Consider the following 23,024-nt stretch of genomic DNA (forward strand, 5'->3'; position numbering starts at 1 on the left):
CCATGACATTCCTCAAAACCCTTATGCTGACATCGCTGAAGATCCTGACGCTGATGACCACCGCGACCTTGATGGCCACGGCAACACTGACGACCCCGGCGTTCGCCGACAGCCTGTATGAAGACCTCGGCGGCCTTGAGAAGATCGAACGTTTCACCGCGCGCCTTGTGGACCTGACGTTTACCGACCCGCGCACCGCGCACCAGTTCAAGCAAACCAAGAAAGACCGGCTGACAAAACTGCTGGTCGACCAGTTCTGCGAGCTTTCAGGCGGCCCGTGCGCATACAAGGGCGTGAACATGAAAAAGTCCCACATCAAACTGGGCATTACCGAACGGGAGTTCAACGCGCTTGTCGAACAGTTGCAACAGGCCATGGATGAGGAGGACATCCCCTTCCACACCCAGAACCGGCTTCTGGCGCTGCTTGCACCGATGAAAAAGGATATTGTCGAGCGCTAGACCAACCCGAGAGGCCCGGCAGACCCGGCAGACAAAACAGGAAACAAGATCAAACCGCCTCCGCCAGGGCGGTTTTTTCCTTTCCTGTCAGGCGCGGCAGTTCAATGGTGACTTTGGTGCCCTGCCATTTCACGGAGTCAATCTCCATCCGCCCGCCCAGCAGGGCGCAGAATTTCTCCACAATTGGTAAGCCAAGCCCTGTGCCGTCATAAAGCCGGGCCATGCGGGTATCCACCTGCACAAACGGCTTCATCGCCTGCGCCAGTTCTTTTTCGGTCATGCCGACACCACTGTCGCTGATCATCAGGGCAAAACCGCCGCCCCTCAAGGACGCGGAAATACCAACTTCGCCACACCGCGGCGTGAATTTGATCGCGTTCGAGAGGATATTCAGCACCACCTGCTTGGTCATGCGCCTGTCTGAGCAAACCTCCCCCACCTCGCACGCCAGCCGTATATTGATTTCCTTGTTGTCAATGGTGCGGCGATGAAAGGCGATACATTCATCCACCACTTCGTCAAGGTCAAACAGGGTCGGTTCCGCCAGCATTTTACCGGCTTCCAGCCGCGACATATCAAGAATATCGTTGATGACACTCAGCAGGTGCCTGCCGCTGTTGGCCACAATATCCAGATATTCCTGATATTTCTCCGGTGTGCACTTTGGGTCCTGCTGCAGCATCTCGGTAAAGCCGATCACGGCGTTCAGCGGAGTCCTCAGTTCGTGCCCCATGGTCGCCAGAAATTCAGCCTTTGACCGGCTGGCTTCTTCCGCCCGGACCGCAAGGTTCCGCATCTCGGCGACAAGCCCCTTCAGTTCGTCTTCGGCAGCCTCACGGCGCCTGACTTCAAGCGCCACCGTGTGAACCGCGGGCAACCACTGAACAATCCCGGCCCCCGCCAGCACAATACCCGGAAAATAGATGAACGGCAGCCATTCGCCCTCAAGCCGGGGGCGACCCATGAGGAAAGCCAGCGACGCCTGCCCCCAGGGCAGTTCTTCAGCATAATCGATAAAGGCCGCAAAGGCGACCGTGGCAGCACCCCAGAAAATGGCGCGGTAACCACTATCAATGAAGGCAAAGGTCTTGCGCCTGCGATAAAGAAGGACGGGCAGACTAGCCGTCCCCAGAAACAGCAGCAGCGTAGGGTGCCATAAATTAGAAAACATAGTTTCCCCGCCTTTTCAAACCCCCGGGACTCGACTATGCACAAATTTGGTAAATGTTTTCTTTCATTCAGGCTGTCAGGCTGTTTATTTCCGAATAAACCGGCAAATGCCGGATGCGAGGCCCACCGGCCCGCGCCAGCGCGGACAGTATGGCCGGGGCAATCACCGGGATTGCCATTTCACCCATGCCGGAGGGGTCCTTTTCACTGTCGATAATCTCCACCAGCACCTCTGCAGGCGCGTCTGCCATGCGCAGCATCGGGTAGGTGTCGAAATTCTGTGTCTGTACTTCGCCGCCCGTCACACGCACTTCCTGCCAGAAGGCGGTTGAGATGCCGTCATTGATGCCGCCTTCCGCCTGCTTGATCACACCTTCAGGGTTGATGACTGTGCCCACGTCCACCGCGCAATACACCCGGTGCACCTTGAAACCGCCGCCCGAAAGCTTTTCAACTTCCGCCACCTGCGCGCAGTACCCACCAAAGGTGAAGTGCCCGGCAATGCCCTGTGCATGACCGGCGGGCATGGCCTTGCCCCAGTTTGCCATTTTGGCCGCGCGCTTCAGCACGCCCGCCATGCGGCCCGTGTCAAACACCGGCCCGCCGTGGTTGGCATACGGCAGCTCCCGCGCGTCGCCCAAGAGCTTCAGCCGCATCGCCAGGGGATCTTGCCCCAGCTCCGCCGCAGCTTCATCAAGGAAGGACTGCACCGCAAATGCATTGGCCACATGGGCGGGGGCGCGCCAGCTGCCGCGCGGCATGCCTGACGTGGCAGAGAAATATTCATGCCGCACGTTGGGCACAATGCCCGCCGGGAAGTCATCCGGGTAAATTTCCGCTGTCCACATTTCCTCAGGCGGCGTGTCGTCCCGGCGATAATATTTTGACGCACTGGCCACACTATGCTGCCAACTGACCATATTGCCGTGGTCATCAAACCCGGCTGTCAGTTCATGATGGCCGGCAGGGCGGTAAAAATCATGGCTCAGGTCGTCTTCCCGGGTCCAGATCACCTTGACCGGCAGGCCGGACGCCTTGGACACATACACCGCTTCCGCCACATGGTCGTTGGACAGGCGACGACCAAACCCGCCGCCCAGCCGGGTCACGTCGACGCTGATGGCCTCCCGGTCCACGCCACTGATTGTGTTCGCTATGCGCGACGCGCCAGATGGGTTCTGCAGCGGGCCGATGATCGTCACCGCCTCTGGCGTCACATGCGCCACGCAGTTCTGCACCTCAAGCTGGCAGTGGGAAACAAAAGGCTGGCGGTAGCGGCGTGTGATAACGCGGGCGTTGGCCTTGGCGGCCGCCACATCGCCGTCCTCGCGCACCACCTGCCCCTGACCGCCATCAAGCAGGGCCTCACACTGCGCGTCAAAGCTTTCGGTGCTCTCAGTCGTGTGGGGGCCTTTATCCCATTCTATCCGCAGCGCGTCACGGCCCTTTTTCGCGGCCCAGAACGTGTCTGCTATCACCGCCACCCCGGCGGCCAGATAGGTGTAAAACTTGCCGGTATCCGGGCGCGGCATCACCACCACGTCCACCACGCCGGGCACCTTGCGGGCCGCGCTGTCATCCACCGACGTCACCATGCCGTCCAGATAGGGCGACCGCGCGATAACCACGGTTTTTGCGCCGGGATAGTCGGCATCAATGCCATATACCGCGCGGCCGGTGACAATCTCGTCATTGCCCAGGTGTTTCTGTGCCGTGCCAATCACCGACCAGTCCGCCCGCGGCTTGAGCCTGGGTTTGAAGCCCTCGGGCAGCATCACGCGTGCTGCGTCCCCCGCCAGCTCACCATAGGTCAGCGTCTCGCCGGTATCCGGGTTGGTGACAACGGATGCCTTGGCGGTCAGCCCATCCGCGCTCACACGCCAGCGCCCGGCAGCGGCCTCAAGAAACAGGGCGCGGGTCATGGCGCCAAGTTCCCGCGTGCCAACCCAACTGCGCGGGATACTGGTGGACCCGCCTGAGAACTGCGGCACCACGCGCCATGTCATGGTGCCGTCGTCGGTCTTTTTCAGCCACAGCGGCATGGTCACCGCGCTCACCCGGGTGAAGTCGGCATCCATCTCCTCGGCAAACATCATGGGGATGGCGGTCAGCACGCCCTGGCCCATTTCCGGGCTTGGGCAATATATCCGAATTTCGCCATCTGGCGCCACCTGCACCATGGGGGTGAGGCTGCCCTCTTTGTCCACCTCTGCCGCGCGCGCCATCTTCAAGGCGGGGCCCACGACCACGAGCCCACCAAGCGCCGCAGTGTACCGAAACAGGTCCCTGCGGTTCATATCAAATGCCATGATCCCCTCCCCTTGATACCGGCCCGAACCGAGCCACAGCCATCATCATGCAATACTATAACACTATGGGACACCTGCCGCGCGTCGGCTTATCGCAAAAGCCGTGCATTTTGGCGCATATTTCGCTCATTTCCCGCACAGATATCGCGCACATTCCGCCCACATTCCACGCAGGTTTCGCACGGTTTCGGCACAGATCCGGCTCAGTTTCCGCTCAGAAAATGCTGGTATGTGTCAGCGATGTGAACATCTCCAGCGCCGCCGTACCGACATAGGAGTTGCCGAAAGTGTCAAGCTCCGGTGCCCAGACACAGACTGCCATCTTGCCCGGCACCACCGCCAGAATGCCGCCGCCCACGCCACTTTTGGCCGGGATTCCAACGCGGTAGGCAAAACTGCCCACGCTGTCATAGGTGCCGCAGGTCAGCATAACGGCATTGATACGCTTGGCCTGGCTGGTGGAAATGATCGACGCATCATGCAGCGCGGAATAACCGCCCATCGCCAGCGGCAGCCCCGCCCGCGCGAGGTCCACGCAGCTCATCGCCATCGCACATTGGTAACAATAAGTATCCAGAAGATCATCAACATCCATGTGTATGTTGTTGTAACCCTTCATTAAATGCGCCATCGCCCGGTTGAGATTGGCATGTTCGTATTCCGATTTCGCGACCACCGGGTCGACCTCCACGCTGTCGTTCAATGCCAGATAACGCAGATAGTTGCGGATGCGCTGTTTGGTGTCGCCCTTCAGGCTCATCAAAAGGTCCAGCGTCGCCAGTGCACCGGGGTTGATGAACGGGTTGCGCGGCACACCGTGTTCCATTTCAAGCTTGATCATGGAATTGAACCGGTCGCCAGACGGCTCCTTGCCCACACGGGTCCAGACCATGTCACCAAAGTGGGACATCACCATCTGCAGCACAAAAAGCTTGGAGATCGACTGGATGGAAAAGGCCTCGTCCGCGTCTCCGGTCTTGAAATTGCGGCCGTCAGCCAATTGCACGGCCATGCCGAACTTGCCACCCGGCACACCGGCAAGCGCGGGGATATAGTCCGCCACCTTGCCTTTGCCGAACTTCGGCTCCACCGCCTCGCGGATATAATCCAGCACTGCCTGATAGTCCATCGCCACCGATACGGTCTCCTTCCATGCACTCAAACCTAGACGGTTAGGCCCCGCATTTAAAGAACACAAGCCGTTCAAAAACTTGTAATTTTGCCGCCAGCCACCACATTTCTGCCGTACGGAGATGGCATCAAACGGTGCCAAAACCAAGGCATGCTTAACCAAAATCAAGGCAGCCATGCACCGCCTGCGGCCTTATGGCCCTAGCGCGCGTCGCCGATTTGTGGCAGACAGGCGCGCGAAAAACCGGCAGGATAACGAACGAACCGCAGGGCAAGCCCGGCGTAACAAGGCATACGGTAATGCAGACTGTAATGGAAAAAGACATAATGGGCGCCAGCGACGCCCCCAAGGCAGCGACCAAAAGCGGTGCGCACCCCGAGGCGGCGGATTTCCCCCTTCGTGAGGCACGCAAGCTTGTACGCGACCTGTGGCAGCCGAACGTGCGCCTGTACTGGACCGATTTCACCATTGCCAATGTGCTGGGCTGGGGTTCCATTGCCGTTGCCACGCTCAGCCCCCTTGGCTCCATCGTCCAGATTATTGCGGTTATTGTGGCCACCCTTGCGCTATACCGCGCGGTGATCTTCATTCATGAACTCGCGCACCTGCGCCGGGGTACCTTCACATGGTTTCGCCGCTACTGGAATGTCACCTGTGGCTTTCCGATGCAGGTGCCAGCCTATTCCTATGCTGACGTGCATATCGATCATCACAAGCCCAAAATATACGGCACCGAGGAAGACGGCGAGTATTTGCCATTCGCGGTGGACGAGCCTTGGAAAATCATTGCGTTTGTAGCTCAGGCGGTATTTGTGCCGGGTCTGCTGGCTCTACGCTCGCTTGTGCTGGTCCCCATCATGCTGGTCAGCAAAGCGTTTCGCGAGTTTGTGTGGCAACGCCTGAGTTCGCTTGTGATCGATTACCGCTACCTCCGCCCCGCTCCCAAACCGGGACAGGGCCGTGACTGGATGCTGGAAGACGTCTTTACTGCTGCCTATGTCTATGCCGCGCTGGCGCTGGTGTATTTCGACCTTCTGCCCCTTGCCTTCCTTGGCATCTGGTACGTGGTGACGGTCGCCATATTCCTCCTCAATGCGCTGCGCACGCTGGCGGCACATGCCTACCGCAATGGTGGCCGTGAACGCATGAGCCAGCAGGAAGAATTCCTCGACAGTGTGGACGTACCGGGCAACCGTTACATCACGCCCTTGTGGGCGCCTGTGGGCCTCAGGTTCCATGCCACCCACCACCTGTTCCCCGGCATGCCGTATCACAACCTTGAAAAAGCGCATGAACGCCTAAAGACGGACCTGCCTGACAACCGCCTCTATCTTGCCGCCACGCGCAAAAACCTGTGGGTCGCCATGGCGCAGCTTTGGCGCGAAGCCAAGGCCGCCAAGCAAACGAGCTAATCGGCCAGGAGCCGCATGATGGGTAACAACACGAACATTCTGTTGCTCATCGGCGGGGTCCTCAGCATCGTCGCTTCCCTCACGCATATTGCCATCATCTGTAGCGGGCCCGCCTGGTACCGCTTTTTTGGTGCGGGGGAAGGCATGGCCACCATGGCCGGACGCGGGGCGCTGTACCCCACCCTGATCACCTTGGGCATTGCCGCGGTTCTTTTTATCTGGGGGCTATATGCCTTCTCGGGCGTGGGGCTTATCCCCCGCCTGCCGCTCCTGCCCTATGGCCTTGCCACCATCAGCGCCGCCTATCTGCTGCGCGGGCTGGCGCTTGTGCCGATCGCGCTTTTCCGGCCAGACATCATGAATGCCTTCTGGATCTGGAGCAGCCTCATCTGCCTCGGTTTTGGGATAGTGCACACCATCGGCACCTGGCGCGCATGGCCAAGCCTTTAGGTTGCCGTGCTAGGCGTCCAGCATATCCAGCAGTTTCAGCACTGTGTTCCAGTTGCGCGAAGTGGGGCTGACGCCAAGCTTCTTTTCCGTCAGCAATTTGGAAAAGTCCGACCGGCCTGAGCCTTCCCGGTAATAGATATAAAGCGCATCACCCTTGAGCGTGGTGTCTTCCGGCCCACCATAGCTGTCAATCACCGCCAGCACCCTTGTGGCGTCCGGCGTGGCGCTTAGGAAGGCGACGTGCAGGAACCTGGGTTCCCGGCCGTCTGTTGGCTCAAGCGTGTCGCTCGCATAAGGGCATGCCTCAGCTTCAGCGCGGAAGGTATCCTTGTCACGAACGATAATTTCGATCGGAAAACCGAAAACTTTTTTGCATGCCGCCTCAAGCGTGGCGGCAACCTCTTTTACAGGCTTTTCCGCACCGCCAAACACCACATTGCCGGATTGCACATAGGTTTGCACAGCCTCAAAACCCGCATCCCGGACCACGACCTTCAGGTCCGCCATCTTGATCTTGCGGTGCCCACCCACATTGATACCGCGCATCAGCGCCACATATTTTACCATCATTCCCTCCGCGCCTTATGGGCACACAGCCTTGCAGGGCCTGCGGTCAACCGCAAGTGCCCTACCGGGCTGCAAAATAGAACAGCGAGAACAGGCCGCCCGCGTCCTGCCAACAGGTATCCAGCCGGAACCCGGCGTCGCCCGCAAGCGCCGCGAATTCATCCCGTGCGTATTTATAGGAGTTTTCGGTGTGGATTGTCTCACCATCGCGGAACGGGATGGCCCGCCCCGCCACAGTCACCGTCTGGTCCGCGAGGCTACGCAGGTGCATTTCGATACGGCCAGGGCCTTCGTTATAGAAGGCATGATGCGCAAAGGCAGAGAGGTCAAAGTCGGCGCCCAGTTTCTTGTTGATGCGCGTCAGCAGGTTGAGGTTGAAGGCGGCCGTGATACCGGCGGCATCATTATAGGCCGCGTTAAGGATACCCACGTCTTTTTTCATGTCCACGCCGATCAGCAGCCCACCATCGTCGCCGACCATGCCGCGGATATTGCGCATGAAAGCGGCAGCATCCCCCGGTTCAAAATTCCCGATGCTGGAGCCGGGGAAAAACGCCACCCGGTGCACGCCCTCGGGGTAGATGGGGATATCCATCGACACCGTGAAGTCGGAACACACGGCATAAACATCAAGCCACGGGAATTCATCCGCCAGCTTGCGCGCTTCCTTTTGCAGAAATGCCTTGGAGATATCCATCGGCATATAGGAATGCGGCTCAAGCGCAGCCAGAAGGTCACGCACCTTGGCGCTGTTGCCGCTGCCGGGTTCCACCAGCAGGCAGCCGCGCCCCAGACAGCGGGCAATGGCATCCACATTGTCGCGGATAATGGCTGATTCTGTCCGCGTCGGGTAATATTCCGGCGTGCGGCAAATGGCATCAAACAGGCCGGAGCCAACCTCATCATAGAAAAACTTGGGCGGCAAAACCTTGGGGCTTTTGGCCAAACCTTCCAGCACTTCCAGCTCGAAATCGCTGGCGGGCGGGTGGTTGTCCTGAAACTTGAAGGCCGGGTTCAACTGGCTCATTTTCTATCCTCTGCTAGGCGTATGCCGCTGTATTGCCAGCGGATGTGGGGGTAAAAAAAGTTACGGTAGGTGGGGCGGATATGGTCTGCGGGTGTGAGGCAGGAGCCGCCACGCAGCACCATCTGGCTGCTCATGAACTTGCCGTTATATTCCCCAAACGGGCCGGATTGCCGGTGATAACCGGGATATTCCGTATAGGGGCTTGCCGTCCATTCCCACACGTCACCGAAGAACTGGCGGCTGCCCCCCGCGGCAGGCTGCGGCGCAAGGCTGTCTGGGCTATAAAGATTGCCGCGCCCAAGCTCCGTTGCGACCGCGTGTTCCCATTCCGCTTCCGTGGGCAGGCGCCTGCCGCGCCAGCGCGCATATGCCGCCGCCTCATAAAAGCTGACATGGCACACAGGTGCCGCTGTATCCAACGGCTGCATGCCGCATAAGGTCATGGCCGTCCAACCGTCCTCCGTCTTTTGCCAATAAAGCGGGGCGTGCCAGCCTTCCTGCCCCAGTAAGGCCCAGGCGTCCGAAAGCCAGAGGTCCGGGTCGCGGTAACCACCCGCTTCGATAAACTCCAGATACTCGCCGTTTGTCACCAAACGGTCTGCCAGCGCATAGGCATCCATATATACCTTGTGGCGCGGGGTTTCGTTATCATAGGCGAAGCCCGGCCCTTCAAAGCCAATCTGCTGCACCCCTGCCGTAAAGGCCAGCCAGCCTTCTTTGCCCGGTGTCCCGGTGGGCGCGGCTGGCTCAGCCACCTTGTAAGCCGGCTTGAGCGGGTTTTTATAGAAAGCGTGTTTGATATCGGTCAGCAGCAGCTCCTGATGCTGTTGCTCATGATTGAGGCCAAGGATGGTGCGGCTGATAATCTCGGCGCGGTCCGGGTGCATCGCGTCAGCCAGAAGGGCGGCCATGGCGCCATCCACATAGGCGCGGTAGTTGTAGACCTCCGCGACCGTGGGGCGCGACAGCACACCACGTTCAGCCCGGGTGAAAAGCGTGCCCAGACTTTCATAATAAGAATTGAAGATCGCCGCGAACTCGGGGTGATAAACCTTATAACCTTTGGCAAACGGCCACAGCACCAGTTGTTCGTAGAACCATGTGGTGTGCGCCAGGTGCCATTTGGCAGGGCTGGTGTCCGGCATGGACTGCAGGCCATAGTCCTCCACCTCAAGCGGTTCACAAAGTGCCTCGCTGTGCGCACGCACGCGCGAGAAATAGTCGGCAATATCAGATGGTGCAGTGTCTAGCGGCATCGTTTTCCCAGCACAATTTCTTGTCGTTCAGGCCCACTCAAGACACGCATAAGAAGTATAACATAAGGCCAGCCATTGTCAGCAAAGCTCATTATGCGTCCCGTTTCCTGTCCATTTTATGACCGGGCTTCACGGTATCTGATCGCCCTGACAAATTCTGTCAGTAATGATAACGAACGCGCAACGGAATGACTGTGTCAATGTTTGCAACCGGGTGGTGCAGGTGCGCACCATTGCAGCGCTCCTGTATCCGGCTATGATGCCTGTAGGATCAACATGCGCCGGGTTGGCAATAAGGGGGAGTTTCTTGTTTCGCGATATAAGACCGGTGGTCTTCTGGGCCCCGATGATCATTCTGGTGTCCACTGTTGTTGCAAGCCTCACAAACCTTGAGGCGCTTCTGGGCGGCGCCACCGCGCTCAACAGCTGGATACTGGCCAACTTCTCCGCGTTATTCAGTTGGGGCAGCTTTGCCTTTGTGGTGACATGCGTGTGGGCCTTTTTCTCCCCGCTTGGGCGGGTGACCATCGGCGGCGTAGGGGCCAAACCGCTGCTGACGAAATGGAGCTGGTTTTCCGTCACGTTGTGTACCACCATCGCCATTGGCATCCTGTTCTGGGCAACCGCTGAGCCGATTTTCCACAAACACGCACCACCGGCCATCGCCGGGCTTCAGCCCGACACGCGGGACGCGGTCGAATTCGCCATGTCGACGCTTTATATGCACTGGTCGTTCACGCCCTATGCCATTTATACCGTGCCCGGCCTTACTTTCGCACTGGTGTATTATAACCTTGACCGGCCCTATTCGCTGTCGGGGCCTCTGTCGCTGGTGCTTGGTAAATGGGTGCAGGGTTTTGGCAGCCAGATCATTGATGCTGTCGCGCTTTTTGCGCTCATCGCCGGCATTGCCGCAACGCTCGGCGTGGGCACCATGTCGGTCTCGGGCGGGGTGGCCCGGCTCAGCGGGTTGGAACCCGGCCCCCTGCTGCAGGGCACGATCATGATCACCATTGTCTGCGCCTTCATGGTTTCATCCGCCACCGGGCTGCAGCGCGGCATTCGCCTGCTGTCTGACATCAACACCAAATTCTTCTTTTTGCTGTGCGCCTTTGTGTTTGTCGCCGGCCCCACCCGCTTCATGCTGGGCCTTGGCTGGGATGGCCTGGTGCAATATGTGTCCACATTCCTGCCCCGCTCCCTTGGGCTTGGGGCCGGGCATGACGAAGTGTGGTCTCAGGCCTGGACGGTATTTTACTGGGCCAACTGGCTGGCCTGGGCGCCCATCACCGCGCTGTTCCTTGGCCGCATCGCCAAGGGCTATACCGTGCGCGCCTTTATCATGGTGAATATGGTGGTGCCGTCGCTGTTCGCCATTGTTTGGATGACTGTCTTTGGCGGGGCGTCCCTGTTTATCGACGGCCTGCCCGGTGACCCGGTGATGACAGCGATGGACGCCACCGGCCCCGAAGCGGCGATTTATGAAGTGCTAAGCCATTATCCCATCAGCACCCTTTTGATGGCCGCCTTTGTCCTGTTGTCGCTCGTCTCCTATATCACCGCGGCGGACAGCAATACCGAAGCCATTGCCGGTGTCTGCCTCAAGACCGGCGACCACGGCAACGCCGAAGGTGTGGATGACGCCCCCTCCAGCGTGTGGATCAAACTGGTGCTGGGCATCCTGATTGCCGCCAGCGCGTGGGTCATGACCGCCTTTTCAGGCATCGACGGGGTGCGCATGATGTCCAACCTTGGCGGCTTCCCCGCGCTGATGATTGTGCTGCTGCTGAACGTAGCCCTTATCCTTCTTGGCACCAAACACCTTGCCGCGCTCAAGGCCATGTCACCGGGCACGGGCGAAAAAAAGCCCACCCCGTAGGGTCACGGGATGGGCTCTCCAAAGTTTGATGACGCCCCCAAACGCGAGGTAGGGAAACAGGCACGCCATCATGGGCTTCAAGCGAGGACAGGAGCATATGCCCCTGCCGGGGGTTCGCTTAAACTGGAGCTTGTGGTGCCGAACGACTATTCTTCATCATCATCCCAGCCGCAGACCTTGCGGCCCTTCTGGACCGCGGGCCGCGCGTTAAAACGTGCGCGCCACGCCTGCACATTCGGGAAATCATCCAGCCCGACCTGGGCGGTGGCTTCATAAAATTCTTCAAGACAGTTCACCCACGGCACCGTGGCCATGTCTGCAATGGTATAGTCACCCACCAGATAGTCCCGGCCCTCAAGGTGTGCTTCCAGCACACCCAGCAGGCGTTTGGCTTCCTTGGTGTAACGCTCCACCGGGTAGGGGTGATCACAGCTTGCCTTGGCAAACTTGAAGAAGTGGCCAAGCTGGCCAAACATTGGCCCCACACCCGCCATCTGAAAAAACAACCACTGGATCGTCTCGGACCGCAGACGGGGGTCCGTGGGCAAAAACTTGCCGGACCGTTCCGCCAGATGCAGCAGGATCGCACCTGATTCCATGATGTTCAGTGGCTCGGTGTCGCCCGCGCCCTCGCCTCCGATGGGGCCGTTCGGGTCCACAATTGCGGGGATTTTGGAATTGGGGTTGATGGCGACAAAGTCCGGCTTGAACTGGTCACCTTCGCCAATCTCGATCCGGTGTGCCTCATAGAGCAGGCCCATTTCCTCAAGCGCGATGCTGACCTTCTGGCCGTTTGGTGTTGCTAAAGAATACAGCTGAATTGGCTTCATGAGCGGCGCTCCCTCTTGTCGCTTTGGCAATGTCTTCAAATGCTGTCTGCGGTTTTAACCGGGCTCTTTGTCCTCAAAAGGGCAAAACCGCTTTGCTTTTCTATCGTGCTTTCTATCTCGCTGCGCTGCCTCGGGCATTCGCAATAGTCGATATGGGCTCCTTGTCGCCCGCATTGAATGTGCAAGCCTGTGCAAATCATGCCCGATCCTACAATCGGCCATTTTTCGATTACCTCTTGACTCGCTACCCAAAACACCCTAAATGATACCTCAAGGTATCAATATGGTACCGAAAATACCACAAAAGGAACCCATAGTGAGCAAGGACAAAAATATATCACCTGCACAGATGATCGACAGCTTCCTGCGTCGTATCGGGCTGGGTGTTGCTGTTGTGGCTGTCATGTATGGCACCGGCGCGCTTGAGGCTGTCCTGCCGGGGGACTATGCCGATTATGCCGACGGTGCGCGCTTTGCGCTTTCCGCCCTGGTGATCCTGCTGGTTTTCCCGTCCTTCGCCAAATTCATGCTGGCCCGCAAACGCGGTGTTTGCAAAGGCGCTGACGCCGACAGCTACATGGCGCAGATGTTCAAAGAGGCGGCACACCACGCATTTTCAGCCACCTTCATCGCCCTGATCGCGGTTGAATTTCTCGTCAAGGCGCTGGCGCCTGACCTGCCAACCCTCTTCTTCATCGACCTGACGCTCTTTATCAGCCTCAGCGCGTTTTCCATCGCTTTTTTCAAGCTGACGGCAGCCGATGACGAGGAAGAGGACGATTGGGAGCAGGAAGACAAGGATGCGGGCGATGAGTGAAGCGCTTGAAAACCGCATCCGCGTATTCCGGGCGGAACACCGCATGAGCCAGGGTGATCTGGCCGACGCTATCGGCGTCAGCCGCAAAACCATCAGTACAATCGAGGTTGGCCGTTTTGTGCCCTCCACCGTGATCGCCCTCAAGCTTGCCAAGCAGTTTGCGGTGCCGGTTGAGGAAATCTTCAGCCTCAGGGAAGACTGACCCGAGTCACGACAACAACAGCGACAACGATACAAACATGAAGGAAACACCATGAAAACCGACAGCAAAAAAACCATCATCCACGCCATCCTCTGGGCCGCCGCCATGATCGGCAGCGCCATCATCATGCGCGGCAGCGACAGGGCGGAGGAAATCTTCCTGCTGATGCTGGTGCTTGCCAGCACGAGCCTGCTCACACAAGGCAAACCGCAGAACGAGTTGCGCTGCCTGTGGCGCAAGGTCACCGGCGCGGGCCGCGCAGAATAATCCGCGCATAAAGCCCGACAGCAGGAGAAAACAAATGCTAAAACGTATGATCATCGCGCTGGCGGCTTTGGCCGCCGCGATCGCCCCCGCCTTGCCTGCCGCCAGCAACGAACCGCCCGCGGATGTAACCGGGGACTGGATCGGCACGCTTGAAACCCCGCAAGGCAAGCTGTCACTTGTCCTTACCATCCAGCAAAACGATGAAGGCGCATTGAGCGCGGTGCTTGAAAGCCCCGATCAGGCGCCGGGGCAGAAAATCCCGGTAACCAGCATCGGTGTGACTGGTGGCGGGACTGGTGGCGCGACTGGCAGTGTCCTTGAGTTCACCTCCCACCCGATTGGCGCCACCTACAAGGGCACCTGGGACGGAGAGGCCTGGAAGGGTGACTTCAACCAGGGCATGGCCTTGCCGCTAACCTTCAGGCGCGGTGAACTGGCAGCAAAGCCAACCATCGAAGGGCTGGACGGCAAATGGACGGCGGAGATTGTCAGGAACGGCCAGACCATCGGCTTTGAACTGACGGTAGAGACCACAGAGCGCGGCACCAGCGCCACCTTCGCCGTGCCTGCCATGATGGCTTACGGCCTGCCGGTAGTCGACATGAGCCTAGAGGGCGGGCACCTGCACTTTGGCGTGCCTGCTGTCGCGGGCACGTTTGACGGCGCGTTCAAGGACGCGGACCAGCCTGTTGCCGGGTCGTGGCAACGACAAGGGCAGGAAGCCCTTGAAACCAGCTTCACCCGCGCGGCAGATAAGGCAGCAGAAGTAAAACGCCCGCAAATGCCACAGGCACCGTTTCCGTACAAAAACGAAGATGTCAGCTTTGCCAACCCGCACGCCACCGACGTAACTCTTGCCGGCACCCTGACCGTGCCGGAAGGCCAAGGCCCGTTCCCCGCCGCCATCCTGATCTCGGGCTCCGGCCCGCAGGACCGGGACGAAACGCTGCTGGGCCACAAGCCGTTCGCCGTGCTGGCGGATTACCTGACCCGCCACGGCATTGCTGTCTTGCGTTATGACGACAGGGGTTTTGGTAAATCGACTGGCGACTATGGGGCGTCCACCTCCGCTGACTTTGCCACCGATGCCAACGCCGCCTTTGCTTTCCTGAAAGCGCACAGCGATATCAGGCCCGACGCCATTGGCTTTATCGGGCACAGCGAGGGTGGCCTCGTGGCGCCTGTCGCGGCCGAAGTAAACCCTGACCTTGCCTATATCGTCTTCCTTGCCGGGCCCGCCGTGAAAACACGGGACCTTCTGGTAACCCAGCGCCGCACAATCAGCACGTCAAACGGCGCAAGTGCGGCTGACATCAAACATGTGGAAGAACAGACCGAAAGCGTATTGGACGCCGTAGCAAGCGCAGCCTCGACCGAAGAAGCCCGGACGCGCCTTGATACCCTGATGACACCAGAGGTGATGACCGCCATGGGCATGCCGCCCGAGCGCAAGGAACCAGCCATCCGGCAACTGACAAGCAACTGGTTCAGATATTTCCTCAACCACGATCCGGTGCCGTACCTGCAAGCACTTGAGATGCCTGTGCTGGCGCTGAACGGTACCCTCGACCAGCAGGTTGATGCGGCGGAGAACCTCACCGGCATGCGCCGCGCGTTCAATGGCCACAAAGACGCAACGGTGATGGAACTTGATGGCCTCAACCATATGTTCCAGACCGCCAAAACCGGCGGGCTTGATGAATATATGGTGATTGAGGAGACCTTCGCGCCAAAAGCGCTGGCACTGATCGCAGACTGGATCAACAACCGGTTCTGACGGTCACGCGGCAACTGTAAAAAAAGGCGGGGTAAATCCCGCCTTTTCTTTTCCTGGCTGTTCGCCTGGTCAGGCTGCCAGCACGTCCCGCGCGGCTTTAAGTGCCTTGTCGCCATCCACCTTGTGCTGGTTGCGATTGAAGGCATCCGCAAGAGCGGTCAGGCACAGCTCAACATTTTCCTGCCGCGCCGATGTACCCATCAGGCCGATGCGCCATATCTTGCCTGCAAGCGGGCCAAGCCCCGCGCCAATTTCAAGGTCGTATGCTTCAAGCAAGTGCTTGCGCACACTGGCTTCGTCAACGCCTTCCGGCACTTTCACTGCATTGAGCTGTGGCAGGCGGTGGTCGGCATCGACAATAAATTCAACGCCCATGCTTTCAAGGCCTGCGGCGAGCGCCTTGTGCATTTTGGCGTGGCGCGCGTGGCTTGCCTCAAGCCCTTCCTCAAAGATCATCACCAGCGCTTCATGCAGGCCATATAGCGGGTTCACCGGTGCGGTGTGGTGATAGGACCGTCCACCGGTGCCGTCCCAATACGCCATCACCAGCGACAGGTCGAGGAACCAGCTTGCCACGGGCGTGGTGCGGGAGCGCACCCGCTCAAGCGCGGCGTCGGAGAAGGAAACCGGCGACAGGCCCGGTGTGCACGACAGGCACTTCTGGCTGCCGGTATATACTGCGTCAACACCCCAGCGGTCGATCTCCACCGGAATGCCACCAACGCTGGTGACCGCGTCCATGATGGTCAGGCATTCGTGTTTTTTTGCGATCTTGCACAAGGCTTCGGCATCCGCCCGCACACCCGTGGATGTTTCCGCGTGCACAAAGGCCAGCGTGCCCGCTTCGGGATGGGCAGCCAGCACACTGTCAACCTCGGCGAGGTCGGGCGCTGTACCCCATTCACATTCAATCATCACCGGTGTGCCACCCGCGCGCACGACATTTTCGCGCATGCGTTCACCGAACACGCCGTTTTTGATAACGACGACCGTGTCGCCTTCTTCGATCAGGTTGACAAAACAGGTTTCCATACCGGCGGAACCGGGGGCAGACACCGGGAAGGTCAGCGCGTTTTCTGTCCCGAACAGGTCACGCAGCCCTCCCTTGATTTCTTCCATCATGGTCTGGAACGCGGGGTCCAGGTGGCCCAGTGTTGGCCGCGCCATGGCATCCAGAATGCGTTGGTGGACGTCAGAGGGGCCGGGGCCCATCAGGGTGCGTTTGGGGGGCATGAAAGGTTTCATCGCGCGCTCCTGCTTAAATCGAAGGTTTCGGGGATAGTGGTGAAAACCCGGGGTACGGGCATGACATAGGCGCCTTCTCGTGCATTACTAGCGTGAAAATTGGAAATTGCGCAATGATGCTGACAGAAAATGACACGAAAGCCATGGTATTGCTGCGCCACTGTGCTGAGCGATATCATAAGGAATAACGGGACATGGCAACGGATGACTTGTTGGTGCGTGTACGCCTGATCGCCGCACGCGAAGGCTTCAGCGAAAAACGCATGTTTGGCGGCAACAGCTTTTACCTCCACGGTAACATGGTGTGCTGTGTCAGCAAAACCGGTATGATGGCGCGCGTCGGCAAGGCGCAGGAAGAAGCCGCCCTTGTCCGCCCCGGCGCCAGGCCCTTCACCGGCACCGGGCGCCGCATGGGCGGCCTTGTGGAAGTTGACCTGCCCCACCTTGAGGACGACGACACGCTTGAGGGCTGGATTGCCATGGCGCTGAGGAACGCCCGCAGCCTGCCACCCAAGGAAAAGGATGGGGTCTGGGTCTGAGCGGCGAGCTGTTTCCTGCAGTCGGCATAGGTTTTCTACGGACGCTGGCCGTCGCCAACACTCGTGCATGGTTCACGGCCCACAAAAAGGACTTTGAAAAACCATAAAAAAACCCGCCGACGAATGTCTGGACGCCTTCACCCGTCTTATGCCGCGTTATGCATGGATTGCAGGCAAACTTCAGGCCGTCGTCAATTAGTCTCACCCGATTGGATGGCCGCAACGCGCGCCTCATAGGCCCGCGCGAAGGGTGCGAGGCGGATAGCTTTTTCATAGGCCTCAAGCGCACCTGCGATATCCCCGGTACGCACCCGCGCTTCTGCAAGCAGCGACAGCGCATAATGATCCCCGGGTGCGAGGGCCAATGCCTCGTCCAGAAAGGGGATGGCGCCCGCGGCGTCACCGCCCCGGTACATCAGAACGACAGCCGCATCCACCGCAGCCATATGATCCGCCCCAAAGGGCTGGACCGTCACGGGGGCATCATCCGCGACACCTGGCCAGCGTGCGGCAAGGGCTGCAAGGCTGTTGGCTGCCATGGTGTCGTCCGGTTTTTTTGCCAGGGCCGCGCGCAGATGCAGGGCCGCGCCCTTTGCCGCTCCGGGGTTTGATAAATGCGACAGGTAACGCCCTTGCCAGAAATCAAAATCTGCTGGCAGCCGGGCGGCATCCGCCACCGCGTGAGGCCGCGCACCCACGCGCTCAACCATGTCACCCAGCAAGGCGAAATAACGCTCCGCGCCGGCCTCCGCACGAAACATACCGGACCAGATCACCTCTTCGGTCATCGGCACACTGAGCGCGAGAAGAACAACGGACACCCCACCTTCGTCAATCAGGGTCCCCGTAATCAGGTAAACGGGCGTGTCGGTGCCGTAACGCGTGTATATGCCACCGGTTGGATCCGGCGCATCAAAGTTCCACCAGTGGCGGATCACCAACACCTCGGGCACACGGGACAAATAGTAGGATGCCAGTTCACTCAGTGCCACCGCGCGCGTCAGATCTTCTTCTGTGCCAGCCGGTGCGCGGATGTCTTTGAGGGTCAGGATAATCGACGGCTTTTCCGCGGCTGCCGGTGGCACCACGCCGCCGTCACCGCGCGGCCAGAAACCACCCACCACCAGCAAGATAACGGCGGCCACCCCAAGCACCCGCCACAGCCCCCGTCGCCTGACTTCCGCAGGTGCAGCCACTGCGGCTTCTTCATCCCGGAGGCGGTACCCGCGTTTTGGCACCGTCTCGATCAGCGGTGTGTCGGCACCGTCTTCCGACAGTGCCTTTCGCAGCTTACTGATAGCCACCGGCACAGTCTGTTCGCTGACGGCACGGCCATCCCAAACGACTTTTACAATATCCGCGCGCGAGACAACCTGTCCCCGCCGGTCGCATAAAAGGGCCAACAGCGCGGCGACCTTGTCTTCAAGGCGCACAACCTCACCTGCCGCCGAGGTCAAGGTGTTCGCCGCCGCCTCAAAGCACCAGCCGCCAACGCTGACCAGCGCGTCGGTATTTTTCCGGGACTGGACTGTGCTGTCTTCCATGATCCTTAACCCGTTAAGCCGATTTAACTAACCAGCGCAGTCTAGCAAGCCAGCACAGCGTGCGACCAGCGCAAAGCATCACATTACACAGGCAATACGCAGATTTAAGCTTTTCTTAAGGTGCATTAAACGCCGATCGGTGCCTAGCCTTGGCACATGGAGCCGGCCCTGAGAACGAAACGCGAGGAAATGAAAATGAAAAACAGAATGAGAAATACCATACTGCGCAATACCATACTGCGGTGGCTATGGGTTTGCGCTGCGTCTCTGGTGGCGACCACGACAGTTCAGGCTGCACCCATCGCCATGACGCCCGACAACTGGACCCTGAGCGAACAAGGCGCGAGCTTCGAACAACACATGGGCCGCACCGCCATCAAACTGAACGGCGGCAACGCCGTGCTGATGGGTCAGAGCTTCAAAAATGGCATTATCGAGTTTGATATCGCCATGCCAGCAGCACGCGGTTTCGCAGGCCTCTTTTTCCGGGAACGCGAGGGCCAGAACGCGGAAGAGTTTTACCTGCGCTCGCACTTGTCCGGCATGCCGGATGCCAACCAGTACACCCCTGTTTTCAATGGCCTCAACGCCTGGCAGCTCTTGCATGGCCCCCGATACAGCGCCCCCACCGACTATCGTTTCGACACATGGACCCATGTGAAGCTGGTGGTGAAAGACAACCGAATGGATGTCTATATCGACAGCGACGACCCTGTACTGCATGTGGACAACCTGTTTCACGGCACAAGCGAGGGCGGCATCAGGTTGCGCGGCGCGGTGGCCGACTATTATTATTCAAACGTCAATGTGACACCTGATGACGGTGTCAAGCTCGTGGGCAGTGCAGCGCCCTTGCCCAACCTGCCGAAAAACCTCATCACACGTTTTGCCGTTGGCAACCGTGTGGTGTCATCCGCCGGTGTTGAAGGCACGGCCGCGTTAAATCCTGACCTCCTCGAAGGACAAGAATGGCAGTGGCTTGAAGTGGGGGAAACCGGGGCCGCGGACCTCGCCGGCCTTGCTTCCCGCACGCGCGAGATGAACACCCAGCTTGTCCGCATGGCGATAACCGCCGACAAGGCACAAACGCTTGAGCTGGCATATGGCTACAGCGACCGGGCGACAGTTTTCCTCAACGGCAGGGCAATTGCGCACGGCGACAATACCTATGCCAGCCGTGATTATCGCTATCTTGGCACTATTGGCCTTTTCGACAGCGTCTTCCTGCCGCTGGAGGCAGGCGAAAACGAAGTGGTTATCGCGGTCAGCGAGGCCTTTGGCGGCTGGGGAATCATGGCTTCAGCTAGTGTCCCGAAAGGCGTTTCAGTGCACTAGCCCCCCGCCTTAGCTCCGCGGGGAGAGAACCGCGCGACACCGGCCTTACACCGGGTGTCGCGCGGGGCTTTTTATTATGCGGCTTCGCGCCAGTGTGGCGGGTAGGTGCGGTCGTATCCGTCCAGCGCCTCGATACGCTTCATGAAGCCCGCGATATGGGGATATTGTTTGCGCAAGGGAAAAAAGCCCACTTCAAAACCTTCCTTGAGCCGGGGGCTGACGCGTTCGATAAGCGCCAGAAGCGGGTACAGTGTCATGTCTGCCGCACTGATGCGGTCGCCAGCGACAAAATCACTTTCCGCAAGCCAGCCTTCCACAAGGTCGATCTCGCTCTCCAGCCGGGACAGGTGCTTCTGGATTTCCGCTTCATGGCCCTTGATCTCACCCCGGAAGATGGGACCAACACCGGATGTCAGCGCCTGTCCGAGATAGTTTTCAACCTCTGCCATACGCTGCCATATCTGTGCAGCCTCGCGGTTGTCGTGGCCAAAGACCGGCACGTCGGGATAGGCGCGTTCAAGATAAGCAAGGATGGCAGTGGATTCGTAAATCGTAAGGTCGCCGTCCACCAGCACCGGCACCTTTGCCCGCGGATTGCGGGCCATGTGCTCGGGCGTTTTGGTTTCGCCTTTCGAGAAATGAAGCTCAACGGCCTTGTATTCAAGGCCCTTGACCTCCATCGCCAGCATCACACGCCACGAAAACGGGCTACCGCTACCAAAATAACAGGTGATCGCCATATTAGTCCTCCGCTTTTGATTGAAGTCTTGGGCTTCATATCTCGGGGGGATAACAGCGTTTAAAAGGCCCCAAAAATGGACCACCTCTATTCATAAATGCACCGCTGCGGCCTGTGTGTGCGCCTAGTTGGTTTCCTGCAGCACGCGGGCTATTTCAAAGCGCAGTTTGTCAATCTCGATTGGCTTGCTGACGAAGCCGTTGACACCTGCGCTGAAAAAGGCATCGCGCTGTTCCATCATGGCATCTGCCGTAAGCGCAATGATCGGGATTTTCGCGGTCTCGTCGCCCCGCTCACGAATAGCCTTGGTGGCTTCCATCCCGGTCAGGTTGGGCATCTGGTTATCCATCAGGATAAGGTCGAACGCTTTTTCGCCGCCCAGCAGCGCCAGCGCCTTTTCGCCATCCTCCGCCAGGGTGACGTCATGACCCAGTGTTTTGAGCATCTTGGTGATCAGCATCTGGTTGATGACCACATCTTCAGCCAACAGTATCTTAACGCTGCGGCCATGGTCCTCCAGCAACTCATGATCCGGATTTCGAACCTCGTATGTATCCTGAATTTCGACAGGAATACGGAACCAGAAGGTGCTGCCTTCTCCAAGCGCGCTTTCAACCCCGATTTGCCCACCCATCAACTGCACCAGTTGCTGGCTGATCGCGAGGCCAAGGCCCGTGCCGCCAGCACGCCGTTCCATCGCGTTCTTCAACTGGCTGAACCGGCGGAACAACCGTTCCAGATCCTCCTCTGAAATACCTGAGCCGGTATCTGTCACGCGCACTTCAAGCTGTTGCTCTAGCTCGTTTTTTTTAAGCTGTACCGATACCGTGATCGTCCCCCCCTCGGTAAACTTGAGGGCGTTGCTGACAAGGTTGTTGATCACCTGCCTCAGGCGCACTTCATCGGCCAGAATGCAGGCATCACAGTCATCAGCCAGCTCAAGCGCCAGCGTGTTGCGCTTTTCGGCGGCGACGGGTCTCATAAGGATGTGAATGTCACGCAGCATGCGTGCCAGCAGAAACGGCGCCGGATGCACAGACAACTTGCCGGCCTCGAGCTTTGAAAAATCCAATATATCATTGATGATATTGAGAAGGGCATGGGCAGACGACAGGGAGGCACCCATCAACTCGTTTTTCTCTTCCTCGCTTTTTGAACTCATGAGCAGGTTCAGGCCACTGATGACACCGTTCATAGGTGTCCTGATTTCGTGGCTCATGTTCGAGAGGAACTCCGATTTTACCGCGCTGGCTTCCTGCGCCTTGAGCATTGCTTCGTTGGCGCGGGCTTGCTTGAGCGCCAATATCCGCGCGGTAATCTTCAGTTGATCGGCAAGTTGCCCGAACTCGTCACTGCCGCCGACATCAAAATTGATGTCGCCCTGCTCGGACGCCAGCTTTCGCGACGCCAGCAGCAGCTTCTTGAGCCGTCGATCTATCTTGACCCAGGTAAGGATCAGCACCAGTCCCGCCAGCGCAAACAGGGTGAGTCCCATGAAGGTGACGAGATGCAGCGACGCATTCTGGATTTCAGATGCAAGGTCGGCGGTGCTTTGCACGTAAACCAGCGCATTTTTGGTCATGGTCCGGCCTTCAACATAGCCAAGGCCAGCATAGCCCGTGATGGTTTTTTGTTTGGCGTTGCGAACCTCGATGATCTGGCCTGTCGCCATGGCCCGCTTGATTTGGCGTTCATCGACGTCGTGTCGCAGGGCGGTATAGGGCTTGCCCCGAAGCGCGGAGTTGTAGGCAAACCGGACGGTACTGTCTTCAGATAAAATAGCCAGCGCAAGCACGGCGGGGTCATCGGCGGTAATGAAAATATCCTGGCTGACGCTGAACTGGTTGCCTTGGGAAAGCAGGGTATTGTAGCGCCCCTGCATATCAGAGATTGTGCGGTGGAAGGTTTTTTCCGTCAGATCATAGGCTTTTTGTTCGGCTTCGGGCAGGGCAACAAACACATAAATCAGCGCGGTGATACCGGCAGCGACAAGAAAGCCCAGTGGTACAAAATACCTGATTGGAATATTATTTAAGACAGTACCAACCTGGCGCACTGCGCTCTCC

The 23,024-nt window shown here is 58.8% G+C and carries 21 protein-coding genes; 10 read left to right on the forward strand and 11 right to left on the reverse strand.

Annotated features, from left to right (window positions below; genetic code table 11):
• Positions 1 to 2 precede the first annotated feature (2 nt).
• The gene (locus tag OEU85_RS03820) at positions 3 to 461 is read left to right on the forward strand and encodes a group I truncated hemoglobin (protein ID WP_262690119.1); all 459 of its coding nucleotides are present in this window, start codon (positions 3 to 5) and stop codon (positions 459 to 461) included.
• Between the two features lie 49 nt (positions 462 to 510).
• On the opposite strand, the gene OEU85_RS03825 is transcribed toward OEU85_RS03820, so the two are convergent.
• The 3 genes from OEU85_RS03825 to OEU85_RS03835 all read right to left on the reverse strand — a co-directional run bounded on the left by OEU85_RS03825 (position 511) and on the right by OEU85_RS03835 (position 5,069).
• The gene (locus OEU85_RS03825) at positions 511 to 1,632 is read right to left on the reverse strand and encodes a sensor histidine kinase (protein WP_262690120.1); all 1,122 of its coding nucleotides are present in this window, start codon (positions 1,630 to 1,632) and stop codon (positions 511 to 513) included.
• A gap of 67 nt (positions 1,633 to 1,699) precedes the next feature.
• Positions 1,700 to 3,940 (reverse strand): xanthine dehydrogenase family protein molybdopterin-binding subunit, encoded by a 2,241-nt coding sequence (locus OEU85_RS03830; RefSeq protein WP_262690121.1) that lies wholly within the window; start codon positions 3,938 to 3,940, stop codon positions 1,700 to 1,702.
• 214 nt (positions 3,941 to 4,154) lie between these two features.
• On the reverse strand, positions 4,155 to 5,069 hold the full coding sequence (locus tag OEU85_RS03835; RefSeq protein WP_262690165.1) for a glutaminase: 915 nt from the start codon (positions 5,067 to 5,069) through the stop codon (positions 4,155 to 4,157).
• A 314-nt stretch (positions 5,070 to 5,383) separates the two neighbouring features.
• Here OEU85_RS03835 and OEU85_RS03840 point away from each other — a divergent pair, with 314 nt between their 5' ends.
• Positions 5,384 to 6,484: a fatty acid desaturase family protein gene (locus OEU85_RS03840; protein WP_262690122.1), complete on the forward strand. Its 1,101-nt coding sequence runs from the start codon at positions 5,384 to 5,386 to the stop codon at positions 6,482 to 6,484.
• Positions 6,485 to 6,499: 15 nt separating this feature from the next.
• Entirely contained in the window at positions 6,500 to 6,934 is a 435-nt protein-coding gene (locus OEU85_RS03845; RefSeq protein WP_262690124.1) for a hypothetical protein, read from the forward strand.
• 9 nt (positions 6,935 to 6,943) lie between these two features.
• On the opposite strand, the gene OEU85_RS03850 is transcribed toward OEU85_RS03845, so the two are convergent.
• From OEU85_RS03850 to egtB, 3 genes are read right to left on the reverse strand one after another with little or no spacing between them, the layout of a single operon-like run.
• The gene (locus tag OEU85_RS03850) at positions 6,944 to 7,504 is read right to left on the reverse strand and encodes a DUF1697 domain-containing protein (RefSeq protein ID WP_262690126.1); all 561 of its coding nucleotides are present in this window, start codon (positions 7,502 to 7,504) and stop codon (positions 6,944 to 6,946) included.
• A gap of 58 nt (positions 7,505 to 7,562) precedes the next feature.
• A complete protein-coding gene (egtD, locus tag OEU85_RS03855; protein WP_262690127.1) occupies positions 7,563 to 8,528 on the reverse strand; it encodes an L-histidine N(alpha)-methyltransferase in 966 nt (321 codons plus the stop codon).
• Complete coding sequence (gene egtB, locus OEU85_RS03860) at positions 8,525 to 9,784, reverse strand: ergothioneine biosynthesis protein EgtB (protein ID WP_262690128.1); 1,260 nt, start codon at positions 9,782 to 9,784, stop codon at positions 8,525 to 8,527. The genes egtD and egtB overlap by 4 nt, the downstream gene beginning before the upstream one ends.
• Positions 9,785 to 10,091: 307 nt before the next feature.
• Between egtB and OEU85_RS03865 the strand changes: the two genes are divergently transcribed.
• The gene (locus tag OEU85_RS03865) at positions 10,092 to 11,663 is read left to right on the forward strand and encodes a BCCT family transporter (protein WP_262690129.1); all 1,572 of its coding nucleotides are present in this window, start codon (positions 10,092 to 10,094) and stop codon (positions 11,661 to 11,663) included.
• A 146-nt stretch (positions 11,664 to 11,809) separates the two neighbouring features.
• Here the strand turns inward: OEU85_RS03865 and OEU85_RS03870 are convergent, their stop codons facing one another.
• Complete coding sequence (locus OEU85_RS03870) at positions 11,810 to 12,493, reverse strand: glutathione binding-like protein (RefSeq protein ID WP_262690130.1); 684 nt, start codon at positions 12,491 to 12,493, stop codon at positions 11,810 to 11,812.
• 316 nt (positions 12,494 to 12,809) lie between these two features.
• Here OEU85_RS03870 and OEU85_RS03875 point away from each other — a divergent pair, with 316 nt between their 5' ends.
• Genes OEU85_RS03875 through OEU85_RS03890 form a run of 4 tightly spaced genes read left to right on the forward strand, consistent with a single transcriptional unit; the run spans position 12,810 to position 15,556 of the window.
• Positions 12,810 to 13,310, forward strand: a complete 501-nt coding sequence (locus OEU85_RS03875; protein ID WP_262690131.1) for a hypothetical protein — start codon at positions 12,810 to 12,812, stop codon at positions 13,308 to 13,310.
• Positions 13,303 to 13,512 (forward strand): helix-turn-helix transcriptional regulator, encoded by a 210-nt coding sequence (locus OEU85_RS03880; protein WP_262690132.1) that lies wholly within the window; start codon positions 13,303 to 13,305, stop codon positions 13,510 to 13,512. The genes OEU85_RS03875 and OEU85_RS03880 overlap by 8 nt, the downstream gene beginning before the upstream one ends.
• Positions 13,513 to 13,563: 51 nt before the next feature.
• On the forward strand, positions 13,564 to 13,779 hold the full coding sequence (locus OEU85_RS03885) for a hypothetical protein (protein WP_262690133.1): 216 nt from the start codon (positions 13,564 to 13,566) through the stop codon (positions 13,777 to 13,779).
• 34 nt (positions 13,780 to 13,813) lie between these two features.
• Complete coding sequence (locus OEU85_RS03890; protein WP_262690134.1) at positions 13,814 to 15,556, forward strand: alpha/beta hydrolase family protein; 1,743 nt, start codon at positions 13,814 to 13,816, stop codon at positions 15,554 to 15,556.
• A gap of 69 nt (positions 15,557 to 15,625) precedes the next feature.
• On the opposite strand, the gene OEU85_RS03895 is transcribed toward OEU85_RS03890, so the two are convergent.
• Entirely contained in the window at positions 15,626 to 16,801 is a 1,176-nt protein-coding gene (locus OEU85_RS03895; RefSeq protein WP_262690135.1) for a pyridoxal-phosphate-dependent aminotransferase family protein, read from the reverse strand.
• Positions 16,802 to 16,995: 194 nt separating this feature from the next.
• Between OEU85_RS03895 and OEU85_RS03900 the strand changes: the two genes are divergently transcribed.
• On the forward strand, positions 16,996 to 17,340 hold the full coding sequence (locus OEU85_RS03900; protein WP_262690136.1) for a TfoX/Sxy family protein: 345 nt from the start codon (positions 16,996 to 16,998) through the stop codon (positions 17,338 to 17,340).
• Between the two features lie 191 nt (positions 17,341 to 17,531).
• Here OEU85_RS03900 and OEU85_RS03905 read toward each other — a convergent pair whose 3' ends face one another.
• Positions 17,532 to 18,884, reverse strand: coding sequence for a winged helix-turn-helix domain-containing protein (locus OEU85_RS03905; protein ID WP_262690137.1), 1,353 nt, complete (start codon positions 18,882 to 18,884; stop codon positions 17,532 to 17,534).
• Between the two features lie 195 nt (positions 18,885 to 19,079).
• Between OEU85_RS03905 and OEU85_RS03910 the strand changes: the two genes are divergently transcribed.
• Positions 19,080 to 20,219 (forward strand): family 16 glycoside hydrolase, encoded by a 1,140-nt coding sequence (locus OEU85_RS03910; protein ID WP_262690138.1) that lies wholly within the window; start codon positions 19,080 to 19,082, stop codon positions 20,217 to 20,219.
• A gap of 74 nt (positions 20,220 to 20,293) precedes the next feature.
• Here the strand turns inward: OEU85_RS03910 and OEU85_RS03915 are convergent, their stop codons facing one another.
• Both OEU85_RS03915 and OEU85_RS03920 read right to left on the reverse strand, forming a co-directional pair.
• Positions 20,294 to 20,959, reverse strand: a complete 666-nt coding sequence (locus tag OEU85_RS03915) for a glutathione S-transferase family protein (protein ID WP_262690139.1) — start codon at positions 20,957 to 20,959, stop codon at positions 20,294 to 20,296.
• Positions 20,960 to 21,082: 123 nt separating this feature from the next.
• The gene (locus OEU85_RS03920; RefSeq protein WP_262690140.1) at positions 21,083 to 23,014 is read right to left on the reverse strand and encodes an ATP-binding protein; all 1,932 of its coding nucleotides are present in this window, start codon (positions 23,012 to 23,014) and stop codon (positions 21,083 to 21,085) included.
• Positions 23,015 to 23,024 lie beyond the last annotated feature (10 nt).

The organism is Kordiimonas aestuarii (assembly GCF_025574465.1).
Taxonomy (GTDB): Bacteria; Pseudomonadota; Alphaproteobacteria; order Sphingomonadales; family Kordiimonadaceae; genus Kordiimonas; species Kordiimonas aestuarii.